The 19,400-nt window shown below is 38.8% G+C and carries 20 protein-coding genes, 1 tRNA gene and 2 rRNA genes; 10 read left to right on the top strand and 13 right to left on the bottom strand.

Going from position 1 to position 19,400, the window contains the following annotated elements:
- Positions 1-15 precede the first annotated feature (15 nt).
- The 7 genes from BLR37_RS04000 to BLR37_RS03970 all read right to left on the bottom strand — a co-directional run bounded on the left by BLR37_RS04000 (position 16) and on the right by BLR37_RS03970 (position 5,622).
- On the bottom strand, positions 16-1,494 hold the full coding sequence (locus BLR37_RS04000) for a lipopolysaccharide biosynthesis protein (protein ID WP_090764944.1): 1,479 nt from the start codon (positions 1,492-1,494) through the stop codon (positions 16-18).
- A 69-nt stretch (positions 1,495-1,563) separates the two neighbouring features.
- The gene (locus BLR37_RS03995) at positions 1,564-1,836 is read right to left on the bottom strand and encodes an acylphosphatase (protein WP_090764941.1); all 273 of its coding nucleotides are present in this window, start codon (positions 1,834-1,836) and stop codon (positions 1,564-1,566) included.
- 113 nt (positions 1,837-1,949) lie between these two features.
- Positions 1,950-2,906, bottom strand: coding sequence for an NAD(P)H-dependent flavin oxidoreductase (locus BLR37_RS03990; protein ID WP_090764938.1), 957 nt, complete (start codon positions 2,904-2,906; stop codon positions 1,950-1,952).
- Positions 2,907-2,957: 51 nt separating this feature from the next.
- The gene (locus tag BLR37_RS25635) at positions 2,958-3,293 is read right to left on the bottom strand and encodes a PDDEXK nuclease domain-containing protein (protein WP_279615715.1); all 336 of its coding nucleotides are present in this window, start codon (positions 3,291-3,293) and stop codon (positions 2,958-2,960) included.
- Positions 3,262-3,969: a PDDEXK nuclease domain-containing protein gene (locus BLR37_RS03985; protein WP_279615714.1), complete on the bottom strand. Its 708-nt coding sequence runs from the start codon at positions 3,967-3,969 to the stop codon at positions 3,262-3,264. Before BLR37_RS03985 ends, BLR37_RS25635 begins: the two co-directional genes overlap by 32 nt.
- A 343-nt stretch (positions 3,970-4,312) precedes the next feature.
- Positions 4,313-5,473 carry an amidohydrolase family protein gene (locus BLR37_RS03975; RefSeq protein ID WP_090764935.1) on the bottom strand — a complete coding sequence of 387 codons (1,161 nt, stop codon included), beginning with the start codon at positions 5,471-5,473 and terminating at the stop codon, positions 4,313-4,315.
- A gap of 76 nt (positions 5,474-5,549) precedes the next feature.
- Positions 5,550-5,622 (bottom strand) — tRNA-Thr (locus BLR37_RS03970).
- Between the two features lie 286 nt (positions 5,623-5,908).
- On the opposite strand from BLR37_RS03970, the gene BLR37_RS03965 reads away from it, so the two are divergent.
- The 3 genes from BLR37_RS03965 (at position 5,909) to BLR37_RS03955 (ending at position 8,023) form a co-directional block, all read left to right on the top strand.
- Positions 5,909-6,223, top strand: coding sequence for a hypothetical protein (locus BLR37_RS03965; protein ID WP_039481280.1), 315 nt, complete (start codon positions 5,909-5,911; stop codon positions 6,221-6,223).
- 84 nt (positions 6,224-6,307) lie between these two features.
- Positions 6,308-6,622 carry a hypothetical protein gene (locus BLR37_RS03960; RefSeq protein WP_090764933.1) on the top strand — a complete coding sequence of 105 codons (315 nt, stop codon included), beginning with the start codon at positions 6,308-6,310 and terminating at the stop codon, positions 6,620-6,622.
- Between the two features lie 69 nt (positions 6,623-6,691).
- On the top strand, positions 6,692-8,023 hold the full coding sequence (locus BLR37_RS03955) for a sigma-54-dependent transcriptional regulator (protein ID WP_090764930.1): 1,332 nt from the start codon (positions 6,692-6,694) through the stop codon (positions 8,021-8,023).
- A gap of 253 nt (positions 8,024-8,276) precedes the next feature.
- Here the strand turns inward: BLR37_RS03955 and BLR37_RS25490 are convergent, their stop codons facing one another.
- Genes BLR37_RS25490 through BLR37_RS03945 form a run of 3 tightly spaced genes read right to left on the bottom strand, consistent with a single transcriptional unit; the run spans position 8,277 to position 9,884 of the window.
- Entirely contained in the window at positions 8,277-8,501 is a 225-nt protein-coding gene (locus BLR37_RS25490; protein ID WP_208599592.1) for a hypothetical protein, read from the bottom strand.
- A gap of 23 nt (positions 8,502-8,524) precedes the next feature.
- Positions 8,525-9,373, bottom strand: coding sequence for a hypothetical protein (locus BLR37_RS03950; RefSeq protein ID WP_208599591.1), 849 nt, complete (start codon positions 9,371-9,373; stop codon positions 8,525-8,527).
- Between the two features lies 1 nt (position 9,374).
- Positions 9,375-9,884: a sigma factor-like helix-turn-helix DNA-binding protein gene (locus BLR37_RS03945; RefSeq protein ID WP_090764927.1), complete on the bottom strand. Its 510-nt coding sequence runs from the start codon at positions 9,882-9,884 to the stop codon at positions 9,375-9,377.
- Between the two features lie 986 nt (positions 9,885-10,870).
- Between BLR37_RS03945 and BLR37_RS03940 the strand changes: the two genes are divergently transcribed.
- Positions 10,871-11,119, top strand: a complete 249-nt coding sequence (locus BLR37_RS03940; protein WP_090764924.1) for a helix-turn-helix domain-containing protein — start codon at positions 10,871-10,873, stop codon at positions 11,117-11,119.
- Between the two features lie 78 nt (positions 11,120-11,197).
- Here the strand turns inward: BLR37_RS03940 and BLR37_RS03935 are convergent, their stop codons facing one another.
- Positions 11,198-13,675 (bottom strand): hybrid sensor histidine kinase/response regulator, encoded by a 2,478-nt coding sequence (locus BLR37_RS03935; RefSeq protein ID WP_090764920.1) that lies wholly within the window; start codon positions 13,673-13,675, stop codon positions 11,198-11,200.
- Between the two features lie 140 nt (positions 13,676-13,815).
- On the opposite strand from BLR37_RS03935, the gene BLR37_RS03930 reads away from it, so the two are divergent.
- From BLR37_RS03930 to rlmN, 6 genes are all read left to right on the top strand, one after another.
- On the top strand, positions 13,816-14,505 hold the full coding sequence (locus BLR37_RS03930; protein WP_090764917.1) for a helix-turn-helix transcriptional regulator: 690 nt from the start codon (positions 13,816-13,818) through the stop codon (positions 14,503-14,505).
- A 135-nt stretch (positions 14,506-14,640) separates the two neighbouring features.
- Positions 14,641-15,138, top strand: a complete 498-nt coding sequence (locus tag BLR37_RS03925; protein WP_167356546.1) for a DinB family protein — start codon at positions 14,641-14,643, stop codon at positions 15,136-15,138.
- Between the two features lie 125 nt (positions 15,139-15,263).
- Entirely contained in the window at positions 15,264-15,785 is a 522-nt protein-coding gene (locus tag BLR37_RS03920; protein WP_090764912.1) for an NADPH-dependent FMN reductase, read from the top strand.
- 27 nt (positions 15,786-15,812) lie between these two features.
- Positions 15,813-16,772, top strand: coding sequence for a 23S rRNA pseudouridine(2604) synthase RluF (rluF, locus tag BLR37_RS03915; protein ID WP_090764909.1), 960 nt, complete (start codon positions 15,813-15,815; stop codon positions 16,770-16,772).
- Positions 16,772-17,179, top strand: coding sequence for a DUF3995 domain-containing protein (locus tag BLR37_RS03910; RefSeq protein ID WP_090764906.1), 408 nt, complete (start codon positions 16,772-16,774; stop codon positions 17,177-17,179). Before rluF ends, BLR37_RS03910 begins: the two co-directional genes overlap by 1 nt.
- Before the next feature lie 78 nt (positions 17,180-17,257).
- Positions 17,258-18,313: a dual-specificity RNA methyltransferase RlmN gene (gene rlmN, locus BLR37_RS03905; RefSeq protein WP_090764903.1), complete on the top strand. Its 1,056-nt coding sequence runs from the start codon at positions 17,258-17,260 to the stop codon at positions 18,311-18,313.
- Between the two features lie 557 nt (positions 18,314-18,870).
- Here rlmN and rrf read toward each other — a convergent pair.
- Both rrf and BLR37_RS03890 read right to left on the bottom strand, forming a co-directional pair.
- Positions 18,871-18,982 (bottom strand): 5S ribosomal RNA (gene rrf, locus BLR37_RS03895).
- A gap of 134 nt (positions 18,983-19,116) precedes the next feature.
- Positions 19,117-19,400 (bottom strand): 23S ribosomal RNA (locus BLR37_RS03890); the annotation flags it as partial.

The following is a 19,400-nucleotide window of genomic DNA, read 5'->3' as shown; positions in this document are numbered from 1 at the left end:
ACGGATGAAACCTGATTACTTCTTTAAGAGTTTTAACAAATTATTTTTTTCGAAATAAAACATGCCCAGTAAAAAGATAATCAACAATCCGTTACCGAAGTAATTATTTTGTTTAAATACCCAAAAAGAAAGGTAAACTAAAAAAATAGAAACCACAAGATAGGCAACCATTCGCTTTAAATTATAAGGAATAGGATAGTGCTTTTGTCCCAATACATAAGAAATAACCATAATAATGAGGTAAGCAAACATCGATACCCAGGCCGAGCCCATGTAACTGTACTTCGGAATCAAAATGATATTCATTATAATGGTAAATACCGCACCTACCAGCGAAATATATAAACCGAAACGTGTCTGATCCGACAAACGGTACCAAACAGATAAATTCATATAAATCCCCAGGCAAACGTATCCAAATAACAGGTACGGAACAGCGGTAAGACCGACCCAATATTTATCTGAAATAAAATGTTTAATAATTTCGATGTTTGCGGTTAAGCCAACAAACAGGATAGACAAGGCCAGCACAAAATAGTACAGGATGGTTGCATAAGTTTGTTTTGCATTGGCATTTTTAGCATGACTAAAAAAGAAAGGTTCAGCCCCAAGTCTGAATGCGGTATTGAAAATACTGATGAAAATAGCCAGTTTACAGACTGCCCCATAAATACCAATGTCATGATCGGCTATATTGGTTGGCAGGTATTTACTCAATAAAATTTTATCCAGGTTTTCGTTAATGATAAATGACAGGTTGGCAACCAGCACTGGCCAGCTGTAACCAAACATATTACCAAATAAGGCTTTGTTAAATTTAAATTCGATTTCCAAAAACTGGGGCAAAAGCATCACGAAAGTAACAATGCTCGCAATTAAATTGGAAATAAATACGTAGCCAACCCAACGTCCTTTGTACCATGAGGCCAACCAGTCACTTCCCACATCGTTTTTAATTAACCAGGGAATAACAAAGATGAATAACAGGTTGAAGCCTACAAATACGCCAATATTTAAGAATTTAATCAGGCTATATCGAAACGGTTTTCCATCAGCCCTGAGTTTGGCAAATGGAATTACGCTGATGGCATCCACAAATAATATCCAAACAAAATATTTAACATACAATTTTTGATTCGCAAGCTCTGTTAAACCTCCATTTATGGTGTATCGCGCCAGATAATCAGAAAAAACTAATCCGGTTATTAAGAAAAGGGTAGAAATAAAGGCAATAACCAGAAAGCTATTGTTATATACTTCCTGTTTTTTATCCTCATGTTTATTCAGATACCGGAAGTAGGTAGTTTCCATCCCAAATGCCAAAATTGGATTGATAATGGAAACGTAACTGAACATTTTGGTAAATATTCCGTACACACTTGTTGGGTAAACCCTGGTGTAAATGGGAGTCAGAATAAAATTGAATAAACGCGAAAAGATGGTACTTAAACCGTAAATCAGCGTTTGTCCGGCGAACTTTTTATATACAGACATTAATATCGGGATTTGAGCATTGCGTATTGAGACAAGTTCCTTACCGGAACAATATAACAATTCGGCAATTTACTTCCTTAAAACTTCAAAATTACGATAGTTTTTCACTTCGGCTTCGCTTACCGCAACATTTTCTACGCGTGAACGATCAGGCCCTTCGTGGCACCAGTTTACAAATTCTTCGAGAAAAATGGCTTCTCCTTCTGCCTCGATATATACTGAGCCATCTTTTTCATTGCGCACAAAGCCATTTACCATCATCTGGTTGGCGATAATTTTGGTGGTTTCCCTAAAACCAACGCCCTGCACTTTACCTGTTACTATTATATTGAGGTGTTTCATTTATTGTTGTAAAGTTGAAATGTTTTAAAGCTGCAAAGTTAGTAAACCAATTTAGGTTCAGGCGTTCTAAAGTTGAAATGTTGTAAGGTTGAAACCGTCGTGTGCCATTAAGTTTATAAATCTAATTCACCTTGTAAACGGTCAATTTTTTGTACTGCTGACTTAAAATCCGACCAGATTTCTTCTAAAATGACTTTAGCTGGTCTAATTTCTTTGAGCATTGCAGAAACCTGGCCTATTTCCAATTCGCCATTTTCCAGATCTCCTTCAAACATGCCCAGCCTTGCCCTTGCCCTGCCCAAAAGTTCCATTAAACGCCCCCTATCTGCCCCTTCGGCTTCTGCTATCGATATGGCATCGGCAAATTCATTTTTCAATAACCTTACCGGAACCAGTTTTTTCATTGTTAGCTTGGTATCGCCTTCAGCTGCTGCTATAATTTTGTGTTTAAATGCCGGGTGCGCCGACGATTCTTCGGCCACAGCAAAGGCTGAGCCTACCTGAACGGCATCGGCACCTAAAGCAAAAGTAGCCAGCATGGCTTTTCCACTACCAATGCCGCCTGCGGCAATTACCGGAATATTAACCGCTGCTTTAATCATTGGAATTAGACACAAAGTAGTAGTCTCTTCGCGGCCATTATGCCCACCAGCTTCAAAGCCTTCAGCCACAATCGCATCTACCCCGGCTTCTTCTGCCTTTAAAGCGAATTTGGTATTGGCAATAACATGCACTACAATAATGCCCCTTTCCTTTAAAGTCTTAGTCCAGGTAGCCGGATTACCAGCTGAAGAAAAAACAATTTTTACTTCTTCTTCAATTACGATATCAATAATTTCCTGAATATTGGGATAAAGCAGCGGAATGTTAACCCCAAAAGGTTTATCGGTAGCATTTTTGCATTTTTGAATATGCGTCCTCAACACTTCCGGATACATGGACCCTGAACCAATAATGCCTAAACCACCTGCATTTGATACCGCCGAAGCTAATTTCCAGCCGCTACACCAAATCATGCCCGCCTGAATAATGGGGTATTTAATGTTAAAAAGTTTACAGATTGGATTCATATAGAAGTTCTGAGATTTTTTATTGGTCGTGAGTAATCATATTTAATCGCGCTAATTTTTATCCTTCTCTTCAAAACTTTCCAACTCTTTACTTACTTCTTCTAACAGTTGTTCTTCCGTTGGCAAATAAAGCTCATATTGGCTGGCAATAATCTGTTTCTGATTTTCAGGAAGTGTAAACTTCACTACTGCATCGTTCTTATTGGCACAAAGCAAAATGCCTATAGTTGGATTTTCATGCGGAAGCTTCTCCATACGATCATAATAATTCACGTACATTTGTAATTGACCAATATCCTGGTGTGTTAATTTGGTTGTTTTGATTTCAATAATTACAAAAGATTGTAGTAAGCGATTATAAAACACCAGATCTACAAAAAAATTCATCACCTTCAATATGTATTCGTTTTTGCCTGGCGATGAAGGAAAATCCATTGCCTAATTCTAATAAGAATTCCTGTAAATGTGTAATAATGGCATTCTCCAAATCTCTCTCGTAATACGATGCCTCACGTTTTAATCCTAAAAATTCCAAAAACATTGGATCTTTAATTATTTCTTTGGCATCAGAAGGCTGCTTTTCATTTTTAGCAATAGCCAACACGCTTTCTTTATCATTACTCAAAAGCAGGCGTTCGTATAAACTGCTGTAAATTTGTCTTTCTAATTGGCGCACCGTCCAATTATTTTTTATAGTTTCAGCAATATAAAACTCTCTTTTGTTTTGATTATCAATGGTTAACAATAGCTTGTATTGACTCCAACTTAATTGTGCATACAGTGTGTGCACATTTTCAAATATGCGATAAAACTGACGATAAAGATTAATCTGCCTAATAGAAAACCCACTTCCAAATAGAGGCTGCAGTTGTTCTGACAGGTATTTAATCAGGAAAGTACCATAATCTGCACGATTTTTCCCCTCTTGTTCTTCTTCAAAAATACGCTTACCAATATGCCAGTACATTAAAGTTCGTTGATGATCAACAACCCTTATAGCATTATCTTTTGATTGGTCTATAATGGCTTTTATATCAGCTACAACAGATTGGTTTACCAGCATATTATTCAACTATATTTAAAAAAATCTTAAATTCAACTAGTAAATGTAGCATCATTCTAAATCTATTTCAAAATAACCAAGCACTGTTTTATAATTATCCTGAGCGGTAAGGCAAGTATCAAACAAATACTCTTTTACGACAAAAGTGATTAGCGGTTTCGATAATATCATCAACATTTACAATTTCGTTGGATACTCCTATAGTATTGGTTTCGAAAATGTATTTGGTATGGTCATGAGTAATCTTGCTTCGTTCAATACGGTTTGAATTATATGCCGCTATCGCTAAAAATACAAAAAAACACTCCCGAATTCTATCAAAATTTGCCTATAACCGCAGGATTTATATCAATCGTCCTACTTGGTCACTTTCAATTGTAAAATCTTCTCCCAACTGAATAAGATTTAAGCCCGGTGTTTTACCAATTGCTATTGAACCCAACTGTTTATCCAATCCGAGAAACTCGGCCCCATTAATGGTGCCCCATTGTAAAAGTTGCTCAAAGCTTACCTTTTTTTGCTGCTGAAGGGTAATCATTTCAGCCAAAATACTTAACTGATGATTACTGGCCAAACTATCGGTTCCCAAAGTAATTTTTACACCCTCTTCCATAAGCAGATCAACATCGGGCAATGTATTCTCTATATATAAATTGGCCTGTGGACATAGGCACCAATATAAATTTGGATTGCTTTGTTTAGCAAATTCAATATCTGCCCGGCTCGAAACCGTATTGTGTACCAATAGCGTTTTTTGTTCCTTAACATAAGGTAGCCAGGTTTTTAACGAAGTTTTGTGTGTAGGCTCAAAAAAAGAGATATCCATCCCTAAAAACTCATAAAGCTTTAGAAATCCACCAGTTTTGCTTTCGAAAAAAGCATTTTCGTCGACAGTTTCCTGGTTGTGTACACTAATAAAAATATTTGCTTTTTCGGCTTCCTGCCTAATTAATTCAAATAGTTGAGGCGAAACTGTGTAAGGCGCGTGCGGAACAATAGATGCAGGAAGGGGTTGAAAATCCTGTTTAATCTCCTTCAGATAATCCATTATGGCAGCTGCACGTTCAGGGTTAAATCCCAATGCCTCTATAAAGGTGTGATAATGGATCTTACTTTTTTCTTTTATTTTTTTAGAAGCAATCTGGTTAGCAATATCACCAACAGCCACAATCCCGTTATCGAACATTTGCTGATCGGCTTTTTGCATGGCTAAATCAATCTGGCTGGCTTCGCTATGCCTATTTTTAATAATATGCTGAACAAATTCTACCAGGCCAGTCTTTTCGGGAATTTGCCCCAACATGTGCGAAAGCTCCAAATGACAATGCGTATTAATAAAACCGGGAACAATTGCACCTTTATAATGCGTAACATCAAAGTTTTTGGCTTCACCGGCAGTTAATATCTGTTGTATTTCACCAGAGTCATTTACTGCAACCACGCCATTTTTAACCGGCGAACTACTTACGGGAAAAATCCAATCGGCAGAAAAGTATTTAAGCATACCCGCAAATTAAGGTGATTAAAGCAAGGCATCAAAATATTTTGTGGAAAATAGAATGGTAAGGGAAAAGGAAAAGAGCCTCCTATCGGAATCGAACCAATGACCTACTGATTACAAGTCAGTTGCTCTACCAGCTGAGCTAAGGAGGCTTTTAATCGGGCTGCAATGATAGAAAAAATTTCTCTTTTAAAAAAAATAAATAAAAAAATACCTGAAAGCTGGCCTGCTTACCACAAACATTTATTGTTTAAATGCAAAAGTTGACTTTTTGTGTAGTTATTCTCCCCAATGTGTGGAGGAACTCCCCAATCTGCAATATCACATAAAAACATAAATCACTCACAACCAATACATTAATTAGTCGTGCCAGTTTTGGCACCATTATGAAACCTTAGCAAGTATTGTTACACAAATTAAAATTTAAAAAATCATACTATGAAAAAGTTCGTATTAGCAGCAACAGTATTAGCATTAGCAGGATTCTCAACCGTAAAAGCAAGTGAAGTTAAAGATTTAAAACCTACTGCAATTGTAGCAGTTCAAGATAGCGCCGTAAAAACTCCGGTTAAATTAGAAGAATTACCTGAGCCAGTTACAACAGCATTGAAATCTGATGCTTACAAAGGATGGACTGCTACCGAAGCTTGGTCAGTAAAAGAAGGTGCCAAAGAGTATTACCTAATCAATGTTAAAAAAGAAGCAGAAACCGGTTCTGTGAAAATTGACAAAGACGGGAAACCAGTTCAATAATTAAAATTTGTATAAACGCCGTTCAGGCATAATTAACATAAGCGTAGCCTCAGCGCTACGCATCACCTTAAAATTAAAAACAAGATGAAAAAATTAATTTTATCAGCTGCGTTCTTAGCTTTTGCAGGATTCTCAGCAGTACAGGCAAGTGAAGTAAATACAATGAAAAATACTGCAATTGTTGCAGTTCAAGATAGCGCAGTAAAAACTCCTGTTAAATTAGAAGAGTTACCTGAGCCAGTTAAAACAGCATTAAAATCTGATGCTTACAAGGGCTGGACTGCTACCGAAGCTTGGTCAGTAAAAGAAGGAACCAAGGAGTATTACCTGATCAATGTTAAAAAAGAAGCAGAAACTGGTTCTGTGAAAATTGATAAAGACGGTAAACCCGTACAATAAAAACCCAAATATTACATCTACCTAGTATAAGAAAGCCGGATTATGTCCGGCTTTTCTTATTTTTGTTACATGGCGAGAATCCTGATTTTAGAAGACGATACTACTTTTGCTCAATTACTTGAAGGTTTTTTAACAAAAAACGGTCATGCAGTTACACTCGTAACCCATGTAAAACAATCTTTTAAACAACTCGAAAACAGCGAATTTGAACTACTATTAATCGATTACCGCCTTCCTGACGGAACAGGTTTTGAAGTGTTAGAACACTTGCGTGACCGGGGACTTTCTATTCCGGTAATTGTTATGACCAGCTTTAACGATGTGCGCACCGCCGTAAAATCGATTCAGTTAGGTGCTTTTGATTACATTACGAAACCGGTTAATCCTGATGAGCTTTTAATGGTGATTAAAAATTCTTTAGCCAAAAAGGATTTAAAAAGCACAGAGCCAAATGAGGTAAATAGCGATTTTATTAAAGGAAAAAGCGCCATTGCCGATAAATTATACGGGCACATTAACCTGGTAGCCCCTACAGATATGTCGGTAATTATACAAGGTGAAAGTGGGACGGGGAAAGAATTTGCCGCCCGGACTTTGCATCAGCAGAGCAAACGCGCCGATAAACCTTTTGTGGCCATAGATTGTGGTGCGCTATCAAAAGATTTAGCCGCCAGCGAATTATTTGGTCATGTTAAGGGTGCTTTTACTGGTGCCTTAAACGATAAAAAAGGACAATTTGAAGCTGCAAATGGCGGAACCTTATTTTTAGACGAAGTGGGTAACCTGAGCTACGAAGTACAGATTAAACTACTCAGGGCTTTGCAGGAAAGGGTAATCCAGCCGCTGGGCAGTACCAAACAGATTCCGGTTAATGTGCGCATTGTTACTGCAACAAATGACGACCTGGCCAACAGCATACAGCAAGGCGAGTTCCGGGAAGATTTATACCACCGTTTAAACGAATTTAAAATCCAGCTTCCACCATTGCGCGAGCGCGGGGGAGATTTAGAGTTATTCATCAATCATTTCATACAACTGGCTAACCGCGACCTGGAGCGCAATGTGAAGAGCATTTCGGCTGAGGCTAAATCACTTCTACTACAATACGATTGGCCTGGTAATCTGCGCGAGTTAAGTAATGTAATTAAGCGTATGGTTTTGTTGAGTCCGGGCGATGTAGCACAGGTAGAGGCATTGCCAGATGAAATGATGATTGCTGTTCATCAGCAAACACAGCCCGGAAATTCTTCTGATTTAAAAGCTGTAAATGAGCAGAATGAAAAAACACTCATAACTGAAACCTTAATTAAGGTAAAACACAACAAATCAAAGGCAGCAAAAATGTTAAACATTGATCGTAAAACACTGTATGCCAAGATGGAGCGATACGGCATTGAGTAATCTTCATTTCAAATGAGTTATACTGCGCCGTTCTGATCTTACACTCAAACAAGAAAAAGTCAATGAGTATATAAAAAATATACTCATCCTTCCGCTGTATAGGTAGCATCTTATAGTCTAAAAATGTTCACCATACTATTTACGTTTTTGCTTTTTACATGCTCACATGAAGTCCGCCATTGCATTGCTTAATTTTTCAGCTCGATGAGCATAATACCTCACCCTACGGTTCTGCAAAAAACCTCTTTTTTTCTTATTCAACAATCACTTGTATACCTGCTTTAGCTGCCTTATAGCTAATCTTTGCCTTTAAACTGTAATAGCTCCAGTTCTGCAACAGATGATGATCCTCCCTGGCTATTTCCTCTTTTTCCTGCTGGTTGACCAAAAGCAGGGTTGCGGCCTGGTTTTTAAGACAAAAATCGATCAGCATCTTGCTGTAAACATGCAGTTTTTGTTCAACATACCGCCTTTCCATATGCCGATAATCCTCTACACTTTTCATTTTCTTCTTTCTTCCATGTCCACCGCTGTTAAAATGACTGCTTTTTTGACCCTATTTACTGCCGCCTGTATGGCAAGCCTTCGGTGGAGAAATTCCTCCTTATTCCCTATAGCATATTCCTGGCTACCGACCTTAACAGTTACCGGATGTTCTATCGATAGCGAGGCTTCGGCTATTATAGTCGGGTCGAGTACATGGTACTCCTTCTCAATCCGCATTGCAGCCAATAGAAATATTTTTCCTCTGTCCAATTGGATATGGCTGGCACAAAGCTTCAATGCACCACTTATAACCTTATCAAACATGGCCTTCTTATCCGACCTGTCCTTTCCAAGGTAAGTTCTAAAAGGAATCTGAAAAAGCCTGAAAGTGAAATTTTTATTGTCAACTGCCCGGGTTAGTTTGGAGATTACCTCTGCACCAAAGGGTAAGGGGATATTACGTTTGTAGTTCCTTAGTGATTTTTCGCCTTTCCAATAGGCATCCTTTTCCTTATTGAAATTGGATATTAGCGTATTGTTGAGGTTGCTCAAAATATTTGCAGGAATCTGCCCTTTGAAATGATTGAAGAGCAAACGGTAGGTTGTATTCTGACGTGAGGATTTCAAAATACCGTTCGCCTCTTTCTTTTCATCAGCTATCTTTAACTTGATATCCTCGGTCAAATAAAAGAAATCCTTCACCCGTTCCTGCACGAAATGATGGCTCATGATCGTATTCGCTGCCCGGAAACAGATCCATTGCCAGTTATACAACTGATCAATCGCATTTTTGACCACCTCCCGATCTTCGGAATCGATCATTAACTGTATTTTGCGCGTAACGACCATAGTACTATTTTCCATATCACCTGATTTTTATTTTCCTTATTTTCAATGAAGCAGCAGCGAAAGCCTGCTGAATGTATCCCTGATTGAGGTTTAAGGCCTCCGCAATCTCTGTAAAACTATACTGAAGCTCATAACGCATTTGAAGGATCTTAGACTGCTCTTCGCTCACATCTCCTTCAAACCTGAATCTGCTTGTTTTTTCAATTTGATCAAGTTTTTGCGAATCGGTGATTACTGCCTTTAAGCACTCGAGCGTCCGTTTCACTTTTCGCGCAACCTGATAATCAGAAATTCCTCCAATATGCCAGGCCATCTGGCCATAATCAAACGAATACTTGATGCAGAGCCTGATAAAAAGCTGCTGGTCCTGGCTCAGGTTAGGAATTACCGCTTTTACTTGCTCCCATTGTTTTATTTCCTCTTCTCCTGGTGCTTGATGATAAACAAACTCACCTTCATCCTCCTGGAAAGGATCATGACCTGCAATAAATTCCTGGTAGTTTTCAATTTCGTCTAGTCGAAGCATATTGCGGTGGAATTTGTTGCAAGATGTTTTAAAGTACGCCCTGCAGCCCTCAGAAGTCAATTTTCTGACAAAAGTTTCAATATGTTCTGGAGAGGTTATATTTTTTCTGCATAACCAAAGCCTTAGGAAAGCTTCATTTACAATACAATCCGCATTAACATCATCCTTTATATATTTAAAACCATAGTAGTATATAGGGCGATATAAAAGTTTGTAGAAAAATTCAAGCCCTTCCTCATTCCTTGCTTAAACCTGGTGAAATTTATGTTACGATTTGAGTTTGATTGCGTGTATTCCATGATGAATATATTTAATTTAGATATGATGTGTTTTCCGTCGTGGCAGATTATAAGGTCTGATCGTGTACATTTTTGAGCCTTTCTCCACATATGAACGTATCCAATATTTAGTGGTTGCTCAAGATCTAGCCTTTTAAACCAGCCTACCTATCCTTGCAAAAAAGGCATAACAATACCATTACGATGGTTTTTATCGTTTTTCAATTGACTAATCGACTCAATATCGAAAAGTAAAGAAATTAATGCGGGAGGGCTATTAAACAACTTGCCTAAAATCGCCCAATAGAAATTACCTCCTCAAATTAAAACTATTCAGGCGCACAGATTACCACCGAAATGAGGCAATTGAAAAGATGGTTTGATTTTAAAATCATACTCGTATGGGTTATACGAGTCCTGCATAAATGGATGCAATACATGTGAGGCTGCAAACCACGGCTGCCATAAAAGTTCTGACCCCTTAAGCTAACATGGATTTACAGCAGCCTCACATCTATTCGGACGTGCTAATATAGCACATCTTTAAATAGACGTGAGTATTAATCTGCTGTCTTGCACTAGCGGGGTCAGAAAAAGCAGCTACAAGACTCTTATTAATACACAATTATATAATCAAATATAAAAAAATACCCAAGAAGTCAACATAAATATTGACTTATTATTTTTTTTATATTAACAGTTTGCCAAATGGAAAATTTGGATGTTAAAGATTTTAAAGTTTCTTTGGCAAAGCGTATAAAACAAAGAAGAGTGGAATTAGGTTTAACCCAAGCCTCCTTAGCTTTAAGGATAGGTTTTAAGGACAAACAAATTGTTAATAATTATGAAATACAGGGAGCGAACCCTACAGCTTACAACCTTGTACTGATTGCAAAGGCACTAGATATAACGGTGAACGATCTACTTGATTTTAGCCAACTTGAAAATTTCAAGTAAGTTCTAAAATATTTCGCCATAAAGTTTTATTGAAAGTTATTCCGTTTTAATTTTCCAATTCAACCCTATTTTAGCATCTTACATCGACCCCGAATAATTCATTTCTTCCATCACCGCAATTAAGCCTTCCAGCTTTTTAATTTGCAGGGAAACATCAGACTTAACAACATCCGTTAACCCGTTTTTGGAAATATCAATTTCCAGGAGTCTGAGTGCATTAGCCAGGGTTTTAGCACCCAATTGTCCGGTTCGGCCTGCAAGGCGATGCACAATCAACCTGCTGTTATCCTGATCATTTTTTTGCAGGTGAAGCTTTAACTCGGCTGCATCATCAATAGAATCTTGCTTAAACCGGTTCAGTATTTTTTCCAGCATCTGCTGATCGCCAAAAGTCATTTTTTCTATTGTGGAGAAATCGAACTCTGGTTGCTCGGCTAAAATCGCTGTTTTCTCAAAAATGGATAAAATATCTGCTGCTCTGAAAGGTTTCATAATCAATCCGTCAAAACCCTCGCTTAAAACCATTTCACGTTCTTCGGGTAAAACCTGCGCGGTTATGGCGTAAAATTTAACTGATTCGGGTAGTTTTTTCTTCAGCAAATGGCAAAGCTCAAAACCCGTCATTTCAGGCATGCGCATATCCATTAATACATATCTTAAATCATTTTCGGGTGTAGCCTGCAAAATATCGGCTATCTGGTTAAAACTCCTGAAAGTAATATTGTTCTTTTCGAAAATTATTTCGCAAAGATCCAAAATCAGTTTATCATCATCAATTACCCATACTGTTCCGGGATTTACTATCGCGTAATGTTCCAAATCGAGCTCATTTTGCACCCGCTCTTCTGTATATTCGTACTTAAGGTAAATGTTAAACGTAGTACCTGCACCCGGTTTGCTCTTTACATAAATCCGTCCGCCCTGGGTTTCAATTAACGATTTAACAATAGGTAAACCCAAACCTGTACCTGCCTGGTTGATGATGTATTTTTCTGGCGATTCAATCTGCTCAAACTCATTAAAAATTTTAGCCCGGTCTTTTTCTTCAAAACCAATACCTGTATCCTTTATGATAAAATGGAAATGCAGATCGTTGCCTTGTTTTTTATAAGAAACCCCTAATTTAATTTCGCCTTTAAGCGTAAATTTTACCGCATTACCCAATAGGTTAAATAAAATCTGTTTCAACCTGAAAGCATCGCCCTTAACCGATTCGAGATGATCGAGACCTAAATCGACATTTAATTGCAAGGATTTCTGCTCGGCCAACGGGCGCATAACTGAAACCACTTCGTCTAAAACTTTTTTAATATCGAACACCTGATGATTGAAACGGAATTCGCCTGAAATGATGCGGTTATAGTCCAATACTTCGTTAACGATCTGCAGCAAATGGATGGATGATTGATAAATCGCATCGATATCCTTTTTCTTCGGAACATCCTGCTGGGTAATGAGTTCGGCATAACCCAGTATAGATTGGAGGGGCGTTCTGATCTCATGGCTCATATTCGAAAGGAAGCGTTGCTTCGCTTTTCCGTGGTATTCGGCCTCATCTTTGGCCTGCTCCAATGCTCTACGGTATTTATTGCTCCGGGTAATATCGGCCAGAATTAAATAGAGCAAAATAACAGTAAGCAGAAAAAATGCAAGGATAATGATGGTAATTTGCGTAATCCCATCGTTCACCACTTCTTTTGCCTGTATACCATTTAAATCAACCTGCGCTACCGCTTCGCCTTCTACTTCGCGTAAAATCTGTAGCATTTGTGCGGTTAATGCGTTACTGGCATTGGACAAGTCAGCCTCTCGTTTTAAAAACTTCTGGCTTTTCTGTCGCTGTTCCTGTTCGATATTTTTTAACGAACCGGTCATGCTTTTCATAATGCTATCCTCAGCCTTAGCATTTAAGGTATCACGTTTAACTTTAAATTCTTCGTTAATAATCTTATAGGCTTCTGATTTTTTCTTCCCGAAAAGTTTGGCAAAAAAATTACGTGATTTCTTATCTTCTTCGGGAGCAACGGTAGTGGTAGAAGTGGTGGTTTCGGTTGTCAGTATTGCACTATCCGTTTGCCTGGTACGCGTAGCAACCAACTCGTTTAGCTTCTTCACTTCTTCCGAAAACGACTTGGTATTTACCAGCGTTTCGCGCACTTTCAGGTAATTTATAAATTGCTTATCGCGATCAGAGAGCAGGTTTTTAATCGATTTTATTCTCACCAGCTGGGCCGAATCGCCACGGTATAATTTCCGAAGGGTATCCAGGCTTGATCTTAATTTACGCGATTCTTTTAAAAAACTATAATTGCCTTGCTTATTAAATGCCTCATCGCGCTGCAGCTGATCGAGCCTTGCAATTTTATGCGAAAGATCATTCACAATCCGCAGGCGGTCGTTGGGTGCCGAAATTTCTTCTACCGTATCCAACATACGGGTAAAGGCAAATTTACTAATGCCCCATGCCATCAACAAGGCAAAACAGGCCAATAAGAAACCTATAATTACTTTACTTTTTACTGCCCGGAAAAAACGTTTTTGAATAACGGCCGCCATCTAATTCAGATTATATCCCCAACACCTATATAACGGTTTAAGAGGTAAATTGATATCTTTTTATTGTTTACAAATAACGTACCACAAGAAAATCTGCTCAAAAAACTTTAATTTTATAAATCGCCTAATCAAACAAAAACATGAACCGTATCGATCGCCTTTTCGGCATATTAACACTCCTTCAGTCTAAAAAATATATTACTGCTGAAAAAATTGCTGAACGCTTTGATATGAGTATCCGCACGGTTTACCGAGATATTAAAGCCCTCGGCGAACAGGGTATTCCGGTAAGTTTCGAGCAGCACAAAGGCTATTATTTGGTACAGGGCTATTTTCTGCCTCCTGTTTCTTTTAACATGGAAGAAGCCAATGCGTTGCTTCTGGTAGAGAGTCTGGTAAATGGCTTTGCCGATCATTCCATCCGTGCGCATTATTCTACTGCACTTACCAAAGTTAAATCGGTGCTCAAAAGCAATCAGAAAGAAAAGCTCGAAACCATGAACCAGCACATTAAGCTGCAGATCCCCGAAAGACTTAACTTTAATTTCGAGTACTTATCGCTCATTCAACAAGCCATTGCTGAGAAACACATTATTGCCCTCGATTACAAGAATAACAAGGAGGAAGTAAGCAAGCGAGAGGTAGAACCCATTGGTTTAATTTTTTATGCTTTCAGCTGGCATTTAATTGCCTGGTGCCATTACCGGAATGAGTACCGCGACTTTAACCTCACCCGGATTATCTGCATCAAAAACCTGGGAATTTCTTTCAGAAAAGCAACTCATATGCCTTTAAATGATTATATGCACCTGTTGCCGGTAAATTATTAAAAATATTTTTTTTACACTGCCATAGGGTTGTCAGTCGGCCACATTTTCTTTGTTTAAACAAACATCAAAATCATGAGCATCGCCGATTTATTACTGATGGACTTACACACAGCAGAAAAAACAAAACAAAAAAATATGGATATTATTAAAGCATTATTGAAAGAGTTAGCGGCAGAATTTAACACCACTAAAAAATTTCTGGCCCTGGTACCAGTTGATAAATTTGATTGGGCTCCGCACGAAAAAAGCATGAAAATGAAATCTTTGGCCAGCCATATTGCCGAACTACCAAGCTGGGTTTCCCTCGCCCTTACCACCGATGGACTTGATTTCGCAGCTGCACCATACGAGGAAAAGCACATCGAAACTACCGATGATTTACTGAAACTATTGGAAGAAAGCTATGCTGGTGGAAAAGCAGAACTGGAGAAAGCAAATGAAGAATTGTTAAGCGAAAAATGGATACTGAGAAACGGTGATCAGATTCTGGCAGATTACACCAAATACGAAACCATTCGCCATTCGTTTAGTCAAACTGCACACCACCGTGCTCAATTGGGCGTTTATTTCAGGTTATTAAACATCCCAGTACCTGGCAGCTATGGCCCGAGTGCCGATGATCAGAACTTTTAAGTAACTCTCTCGTATAACCGTCATTTCACTAGCAACAGATTTGGTGCATTTCTCTGTTCTTTTGAAATGACGGTTGTATTACCTGTCCATATTTGTATTACATTTCTGCTTTGCTAATTTTAGCCATGAAGAAAATTTTTGCCATTTGCGGTAGTACAAAAGCATCATCTACCAACCTGCTTTATATTGCAGCCATTACTAAACTTCTCGGAACAGGATACGAAGTAGTTACGCTCAGCTCTATAGCAGATCTTCCACATTTTACCCCTGATTTGGATACTGATGATGCACCTCAATCTGTTTTGCAGCTCCGGAAAAATATCAACTTAGCCGACGGAATTTTAATTTGTACCCCTGAGTATGCCATGGGCTTGCCAGGCAGTTTAAAAAATGTATTAGACTGGACAGTAAGCTCGGCTTCATTTTCCAAAAAACCTGTCTTGGCTATTGTGGCCTCCTCGCAAGGTGAAAAAGCCTATCAATCGCTCATCGATGTATTAACTGTTATTGAGGCTAAAGTTTTTCCTTTACTGGTGCCTTTCGCCAAAGCTAAAATCACTCCCGAAGCCAGTATCACCGATTTAGCAACTTTATCGGCCATTGAAGCAACTCTTAAGCAATTTGTTGCCAGCCTATCCAATGAATAACACAATTTATTTGCGTAAAATTGCAGCATGAACAACAACTCTGCCACCCGTTTAAATAAATTCATCAGCGAAAGCGGATTATGCTCGCGGCGCGAAGCAGACCGTTATATCGAAAAGGGAACAGTTTTTATTAACGGAAAAAGGGCTAAAGTTGGCGATCAGGTTTTTGCCGGCGATAAAGTGATGGTTAATGGGCACAACATTGAGCCTAAAGAAGAAAGCAGTTTTGTGCTTTTGGCTTTCAACAAACCTGTGGGTATTACCAGCACAACCGAAAGTGGTGTACGCGATAATATTGTCGATTATGTAAACTATAGCGAAAGAATTTTCCCGATTGGCCGCTTAGACAAAGATTCATCAGGTTTAATTTTCCTGACCAATAACGGTGATATCGTGAACAAGATTTTGCGAGCCGGAAATAAGCACGAGAAGGAATATATCGTTACGGTTAATAAACCCATTACCGAAGATTTTATTTTCGAAATGAGCAATGGTGTCCCCATTTTAGGGGTGAATACCCGCAAATGTAAGGTAAGGCAAGTCAGTACCTTTGTATTCAATATTATTCTTATTCAGGGATTAAACAGGCAAATCCGCCGAATGTGCGAGTATTTTGGTTATGAAGTTACCAAATTAGAACGTACGCGGATCATGAATATTAACCTGAAGGGCATCCCAACAGGCGAATTCAGGGAGCTTACCGAAGAGGAAATGAAAAGCATTACCAAAAGTATTGAAAATTCATCTTCGGAGGCCAAACCAAAAGCTAAAAGCACCCCAAAGAAAAAACCAAATGCCTGGGAGGAAATTCCAGAACTTCGCGAAGAACAACCTAAAAAGCAGTTTAAACCGAAACCGGCAGGTAAAAAATATTCCTCGCAAAGCGGATCAAAAAATACTGCTAAAAGTAACTCAGGTAACAGAAATACCCGGTCTTCAAAACCCAAATCAACGGACAAGTCACATTCACGCAAACGCGGACGCTAATGAATAGCATCATTTACCTCAATACCACTATCTTTCTCTTTCTGGCAGGTGTTCACTTTTACTGGATGTCAGGAGGTAAATGGGGCATCGATGCCGCTTTACCAACTACAGCAGAGCATCAGCTTGTTTTTAATCCCGGCAAAGCCGGAACATTCCTCGTAGCCCTGGGTTTGCTTGCTTTTGCTGCCATTACTTTTGCACATAACTTTCATTTTGAAATCGATGTACCTCATTACCTGCGATATGGCATTGCGGCTATTTTTCTAATCAGAACCATTGGTGATTTTCGGTATGTAGGTATTTTCAGGAAGATAAACCACACAGTATTTGCCAGATACGATCAAAAGTATTATGTTCCTTTATGTGCTTATCTGGCCTTATCAGAATTGTTTCTTGCCGCGTATTAATGTAAAATTTGTTCATTTATAGGCTGTTGCAGGTACAACACTTCTACCTTCCAGCTTTTTTAAGTACCTTTGCAGCAAATGGTAACAGCAAAAAAAACCGATATCCGTGCGTTAGATCTGCCACAATTGCAACAACATCTTACTGCAATGAAACAGCCTGCATTCAGGGCTAAACAGATTTATCAATGGCTATGGGAAAAATCGGCAACGAATTTCGAGCAAATGAGCAATCTTTCTAAAGACCTAAGAAAAGCTTTAGACGATACTTTTACTATTAATGCTGTTCAGGTTAACAACTCTCAGTTTAGCAACGATCAAACCATTAAAAATACCTTTAAGCTTACCGATGGCAACATTGTAGAAGGTGTTTTAATCCCTTTAGACGACCGGATGACAGCCTGCGTTAGTTCACAAGTAGGATGCAGTTTAACCTGTAAATTTTGTGCAACCGGCTATATGGACCGTAAGCGCAACTTAAACGCAGACGAAATTTACGATCAGGTGGTATTGATTGATAAGCAGGCAAAGGACAACTATAACCATCCGCTTACCAATATCGTATATATGGGTATGGGCGAACCGCTTTTAAACTATGCTAACGTATTAAAATCCATTGAGCGCATAACTGCACCAGATGGCTTAAATATGAGCTATAAGCGCATTACCGTTTCTACAGCGGGTATTGCTAAAATGATTAAGAAACTGGGCGATGATGGCGCTAAATTTAACCTGGCACTATCATTACACGCCGCTAACGATGAGAAGCGTAACGAAATTATGCCGATCAATGAGGCTAACTCACTAAAATCGCTTGCAGAGGCCTTGAAATACTATTTTGCCAAAACCAAAAACCCGGTTACTTACGAGTATATTGTTTTTAATCATTTTAACGACGAAATTGCTGATGCCATGGACTTGGCTAAGTTCTGTAAACACATCCCTTGTAAAGTTAACCTGATTGAGTACAACCCGATTTCTTTTGCCGCATTTACCAATGCCGAAGGCGATAAGATCGATGCCTTTTCAAACTACTTAAAAAGCCAGGGAATCAATACCAACATCCGCCGGAGCAGAGGTAAAGATATCGATGCAGCATGTGGCCAATTGGCCGTTAAAGAGGAAGCGAAAGCTTAATTCATCGTTATTTCTACTTCAGTAGCACAAAGCCAAGGCCAGCATTCATGCTCTTTCCTTTTATCATTAAGGGATTAAGGGCGTTAAGAAAAAACATATTGGTTTAGTGCAAAGTAACCTTAATTACCTTAATTCCTTAATGGTTTTAAAGCTTAAAGGTGAAAGACTAATGCAGTTATTTTTTGAAGCGCAAAGCCAGTGCAGGGAATCAGGGTTCCGTCCTGCTGTCCGTTACAATCCTTTTGGAGGGCTTATGCAAGCTTTGTGGTGTCTGTTCCAGCCAAAAGGGATTTCCACTGCCATCAGGGCTATTAGCGTAAAGCCTGTGGATAAAGCCCACCGTTTCATTTTATCATTAAGAGATTAAGGCCATTAAGAAAAGACCTTTATGCTTTTGTCCAAGCAAACCTTAATTACCTTAACTCCTTAATGGTTAAAAAAAGCTTAAAAGATAAAAGACTAAAGCTTTGTATCCCGCTTTCTGCTTTAGTCTTTAAGCTTAAAAAAAGCCTGTAAACAAGAAAACCCCTCAGCTTTTGCTGAAGGGTTTCTTTAAGATTTGGCACCGACCTACTCTCCCACGTGTTACCGCAGTACCATTGGCTCTGGTGGGCTTAACTTCTCTGTTCGGAATGGGAAGAGGTGGACACCACCGATATAGGCACCTAAATATTTTTATTTAAGACCAAAGGTAAAAGCTTAAAGCTATTTGTATTTCGCTTTAGTCTTTTGTCTTTACGCTTTTAGCTTAAATGACATATTATTGAAAGAAGTTAGTTTGAAGAACAAACAACAGTCTGTTTGCTTTGAAAGCTTCGGATGATTAGTACTACTCGACTGTGCTGTCGCCAGCTTTACATCTGTAGCCTATCAACGTAGTAGTCTGCTACGGTCCTATATGGAATTCTCATCTCGTGGCTAGTTTCGCACTTAGATGCTTTCAGCGCTTATCTATTCCCAGCGTAGCTACTCTGCAATGCCCCTGGCGGAACAACAGATTCACTAGAGGCTAGTCCAACCCGGTCCTCTCGTACTAAGGTCAGCCCCACTCAAAATTCCTACGCCCACAACAGATAGGGACCGAACT

The organism is Pedobacter soli, assembly GCF_900101435.1.
Classification (GTDB): domain Bacteria; phylum Bacteroidota; class Bacteroidia; order Sphingobacteriales; family Sphingobacteriaceae; genus Pedobacter; species Pedobacter soli.
This window is presented reverse-complemented; position numbering and strand designations above follow the sequence as displayed.

Bases quoted from the DNA above. Each gene is read 5' to 3' on its own strand.
- BLR37_RS04000 (WP_090764944.1), bottom strand. From the start codon at position 1,494: ATGTCTGTATATAAAAAGTTCGCCGGACAAACGCTGATTTACGGTTTA.
- BLR37_RS03995 (WP_090764941.1), bottom strand. From the start codon at position 1,836: ATGAAACACCTCAATATAATAGTAACAGGTAAAGTGCAGGGCGTTGGT.
- BLR37_RS03990 (WP_090764938.1), bottom strand. From the start codon at position 2,906: ATGAATCCAATCTGTAAACTTTTTAACATTAAATACCCCATTATTCAG.
- BLR37_RS25635 (WP_279615715.1), bottom strand. From the start codon at position 3,293: ATGAATTTTTTTGTAGATCTGGTGTTTTATAATCGCTTACTACAATCT.
- BLR37_RS03985 (WP_279615714.1), bottom strand. From the start codon at position 3,969: ATGCTGGTAAACCAATCTGTTGTAGCTGATATAAAAGCCATTATAGAC.
- BLR37_RS03975 (WP_090764935.1), bottom strand. From the start codon at position 5,473: ATGCTTAAATACTTTTCTGCCGATTGGATTTTTCCCGTAAGTAGTTCG.
- BLR37_RS03965 (WP_039481280.1), top strand. From the start codon at position 5,909: ATGAAAAAGTTCGTATTAGCAGCAACAGTATTAGCATTAGCAGGATTC.
- BLR37_RS03960 (WP_090764933.1), top strand. From the start codon at position 6,308: ATGAAAAAATTAATTTTATCAGCTGCGTTCTTAGCTTTTGCAGGATTC.
- BLR37_RS03955 (WP_090764930.1), top strand. From the start codon at position 6,692: ATGGCGAGAATCCTGATTTTAGAAGACGATACTACTTTTGCTCAATTA.
- BLR37_RS25490 (WP_208599592.1), bottom strand. From the start codon at position 8,501: ATGGAAAGGCGGTATGTTGAACAAAAACTGCATGTTTACAGCAAGATG.
- BLR37_RS03950 (WP_208599591.1), bottom strand. From the start codon at position 9,373: ATGGAAAATAGTACTATGGTCGTTACGCGCAAAATACAGTTAATGATC.
- BLR37_RS03945 (WP_090764927.1), bottom strand. From the start codon at position 9,884: ATGCTTCGACTAGACGAAATTGAAAACTACCAGGAATTTATTGCAGGT.
- BLR37_RS03940 (WP_090764924.1), top strand. From the start codon at position 10,871: ATGGAAAATTTGGATGTTAAAGATTTTAAAGTTTCTTTGGCAAAGCGT.
- BLR37_RS03935 (WP_090764920.1), bottom strand. From the start codon at position 13,675: ATGGCGGCCGTTATTCAAAAACGTTTTTTCCGGGCAGTAAAAAGTAAA.
- BLR37_RS03930 (WP_090764917.1), top strand. From the start codon at position 13,816: ATGAACCGTATCGATCGCCTTTTCGGCATATTAACACTCCTTCAGTCT.
- BLR37_RS03925 (WP_167356546.1), top strand. From the start codon at position 14,641: ATGGATATTATTAAAGCATTATTGAAAGAGTTAGCGGCAGAATTTAAC.
- BLR37_RS03920 (WP_090764912.1), top strand. From the start codon at position 15,264: ATGAAGAAAATTTTTGCCATTTGCGGTAGTACAAAAGCATCATCTACC.
- rluF (WP_090764909.1), top strand. From the start codon at position 15,813: ATGAACAACAACTCTGCCACCCGTTTAAATAAATTCATCAGCGAAAGC.
- BLR37_RS03910 (WP_090764906.1), top strand. From the start codon at position 16,772: ATGAATAGCATCATTTACCTCAATACCACTATCTTTCTCTTTCTGGCA.
- rlmN (WP_090764903.1), top strand. From the start codon at position 17,258: ATGGTAACAGCAAAAAAAACCGATATCCGTGCGTTAGATCTGCCACAA.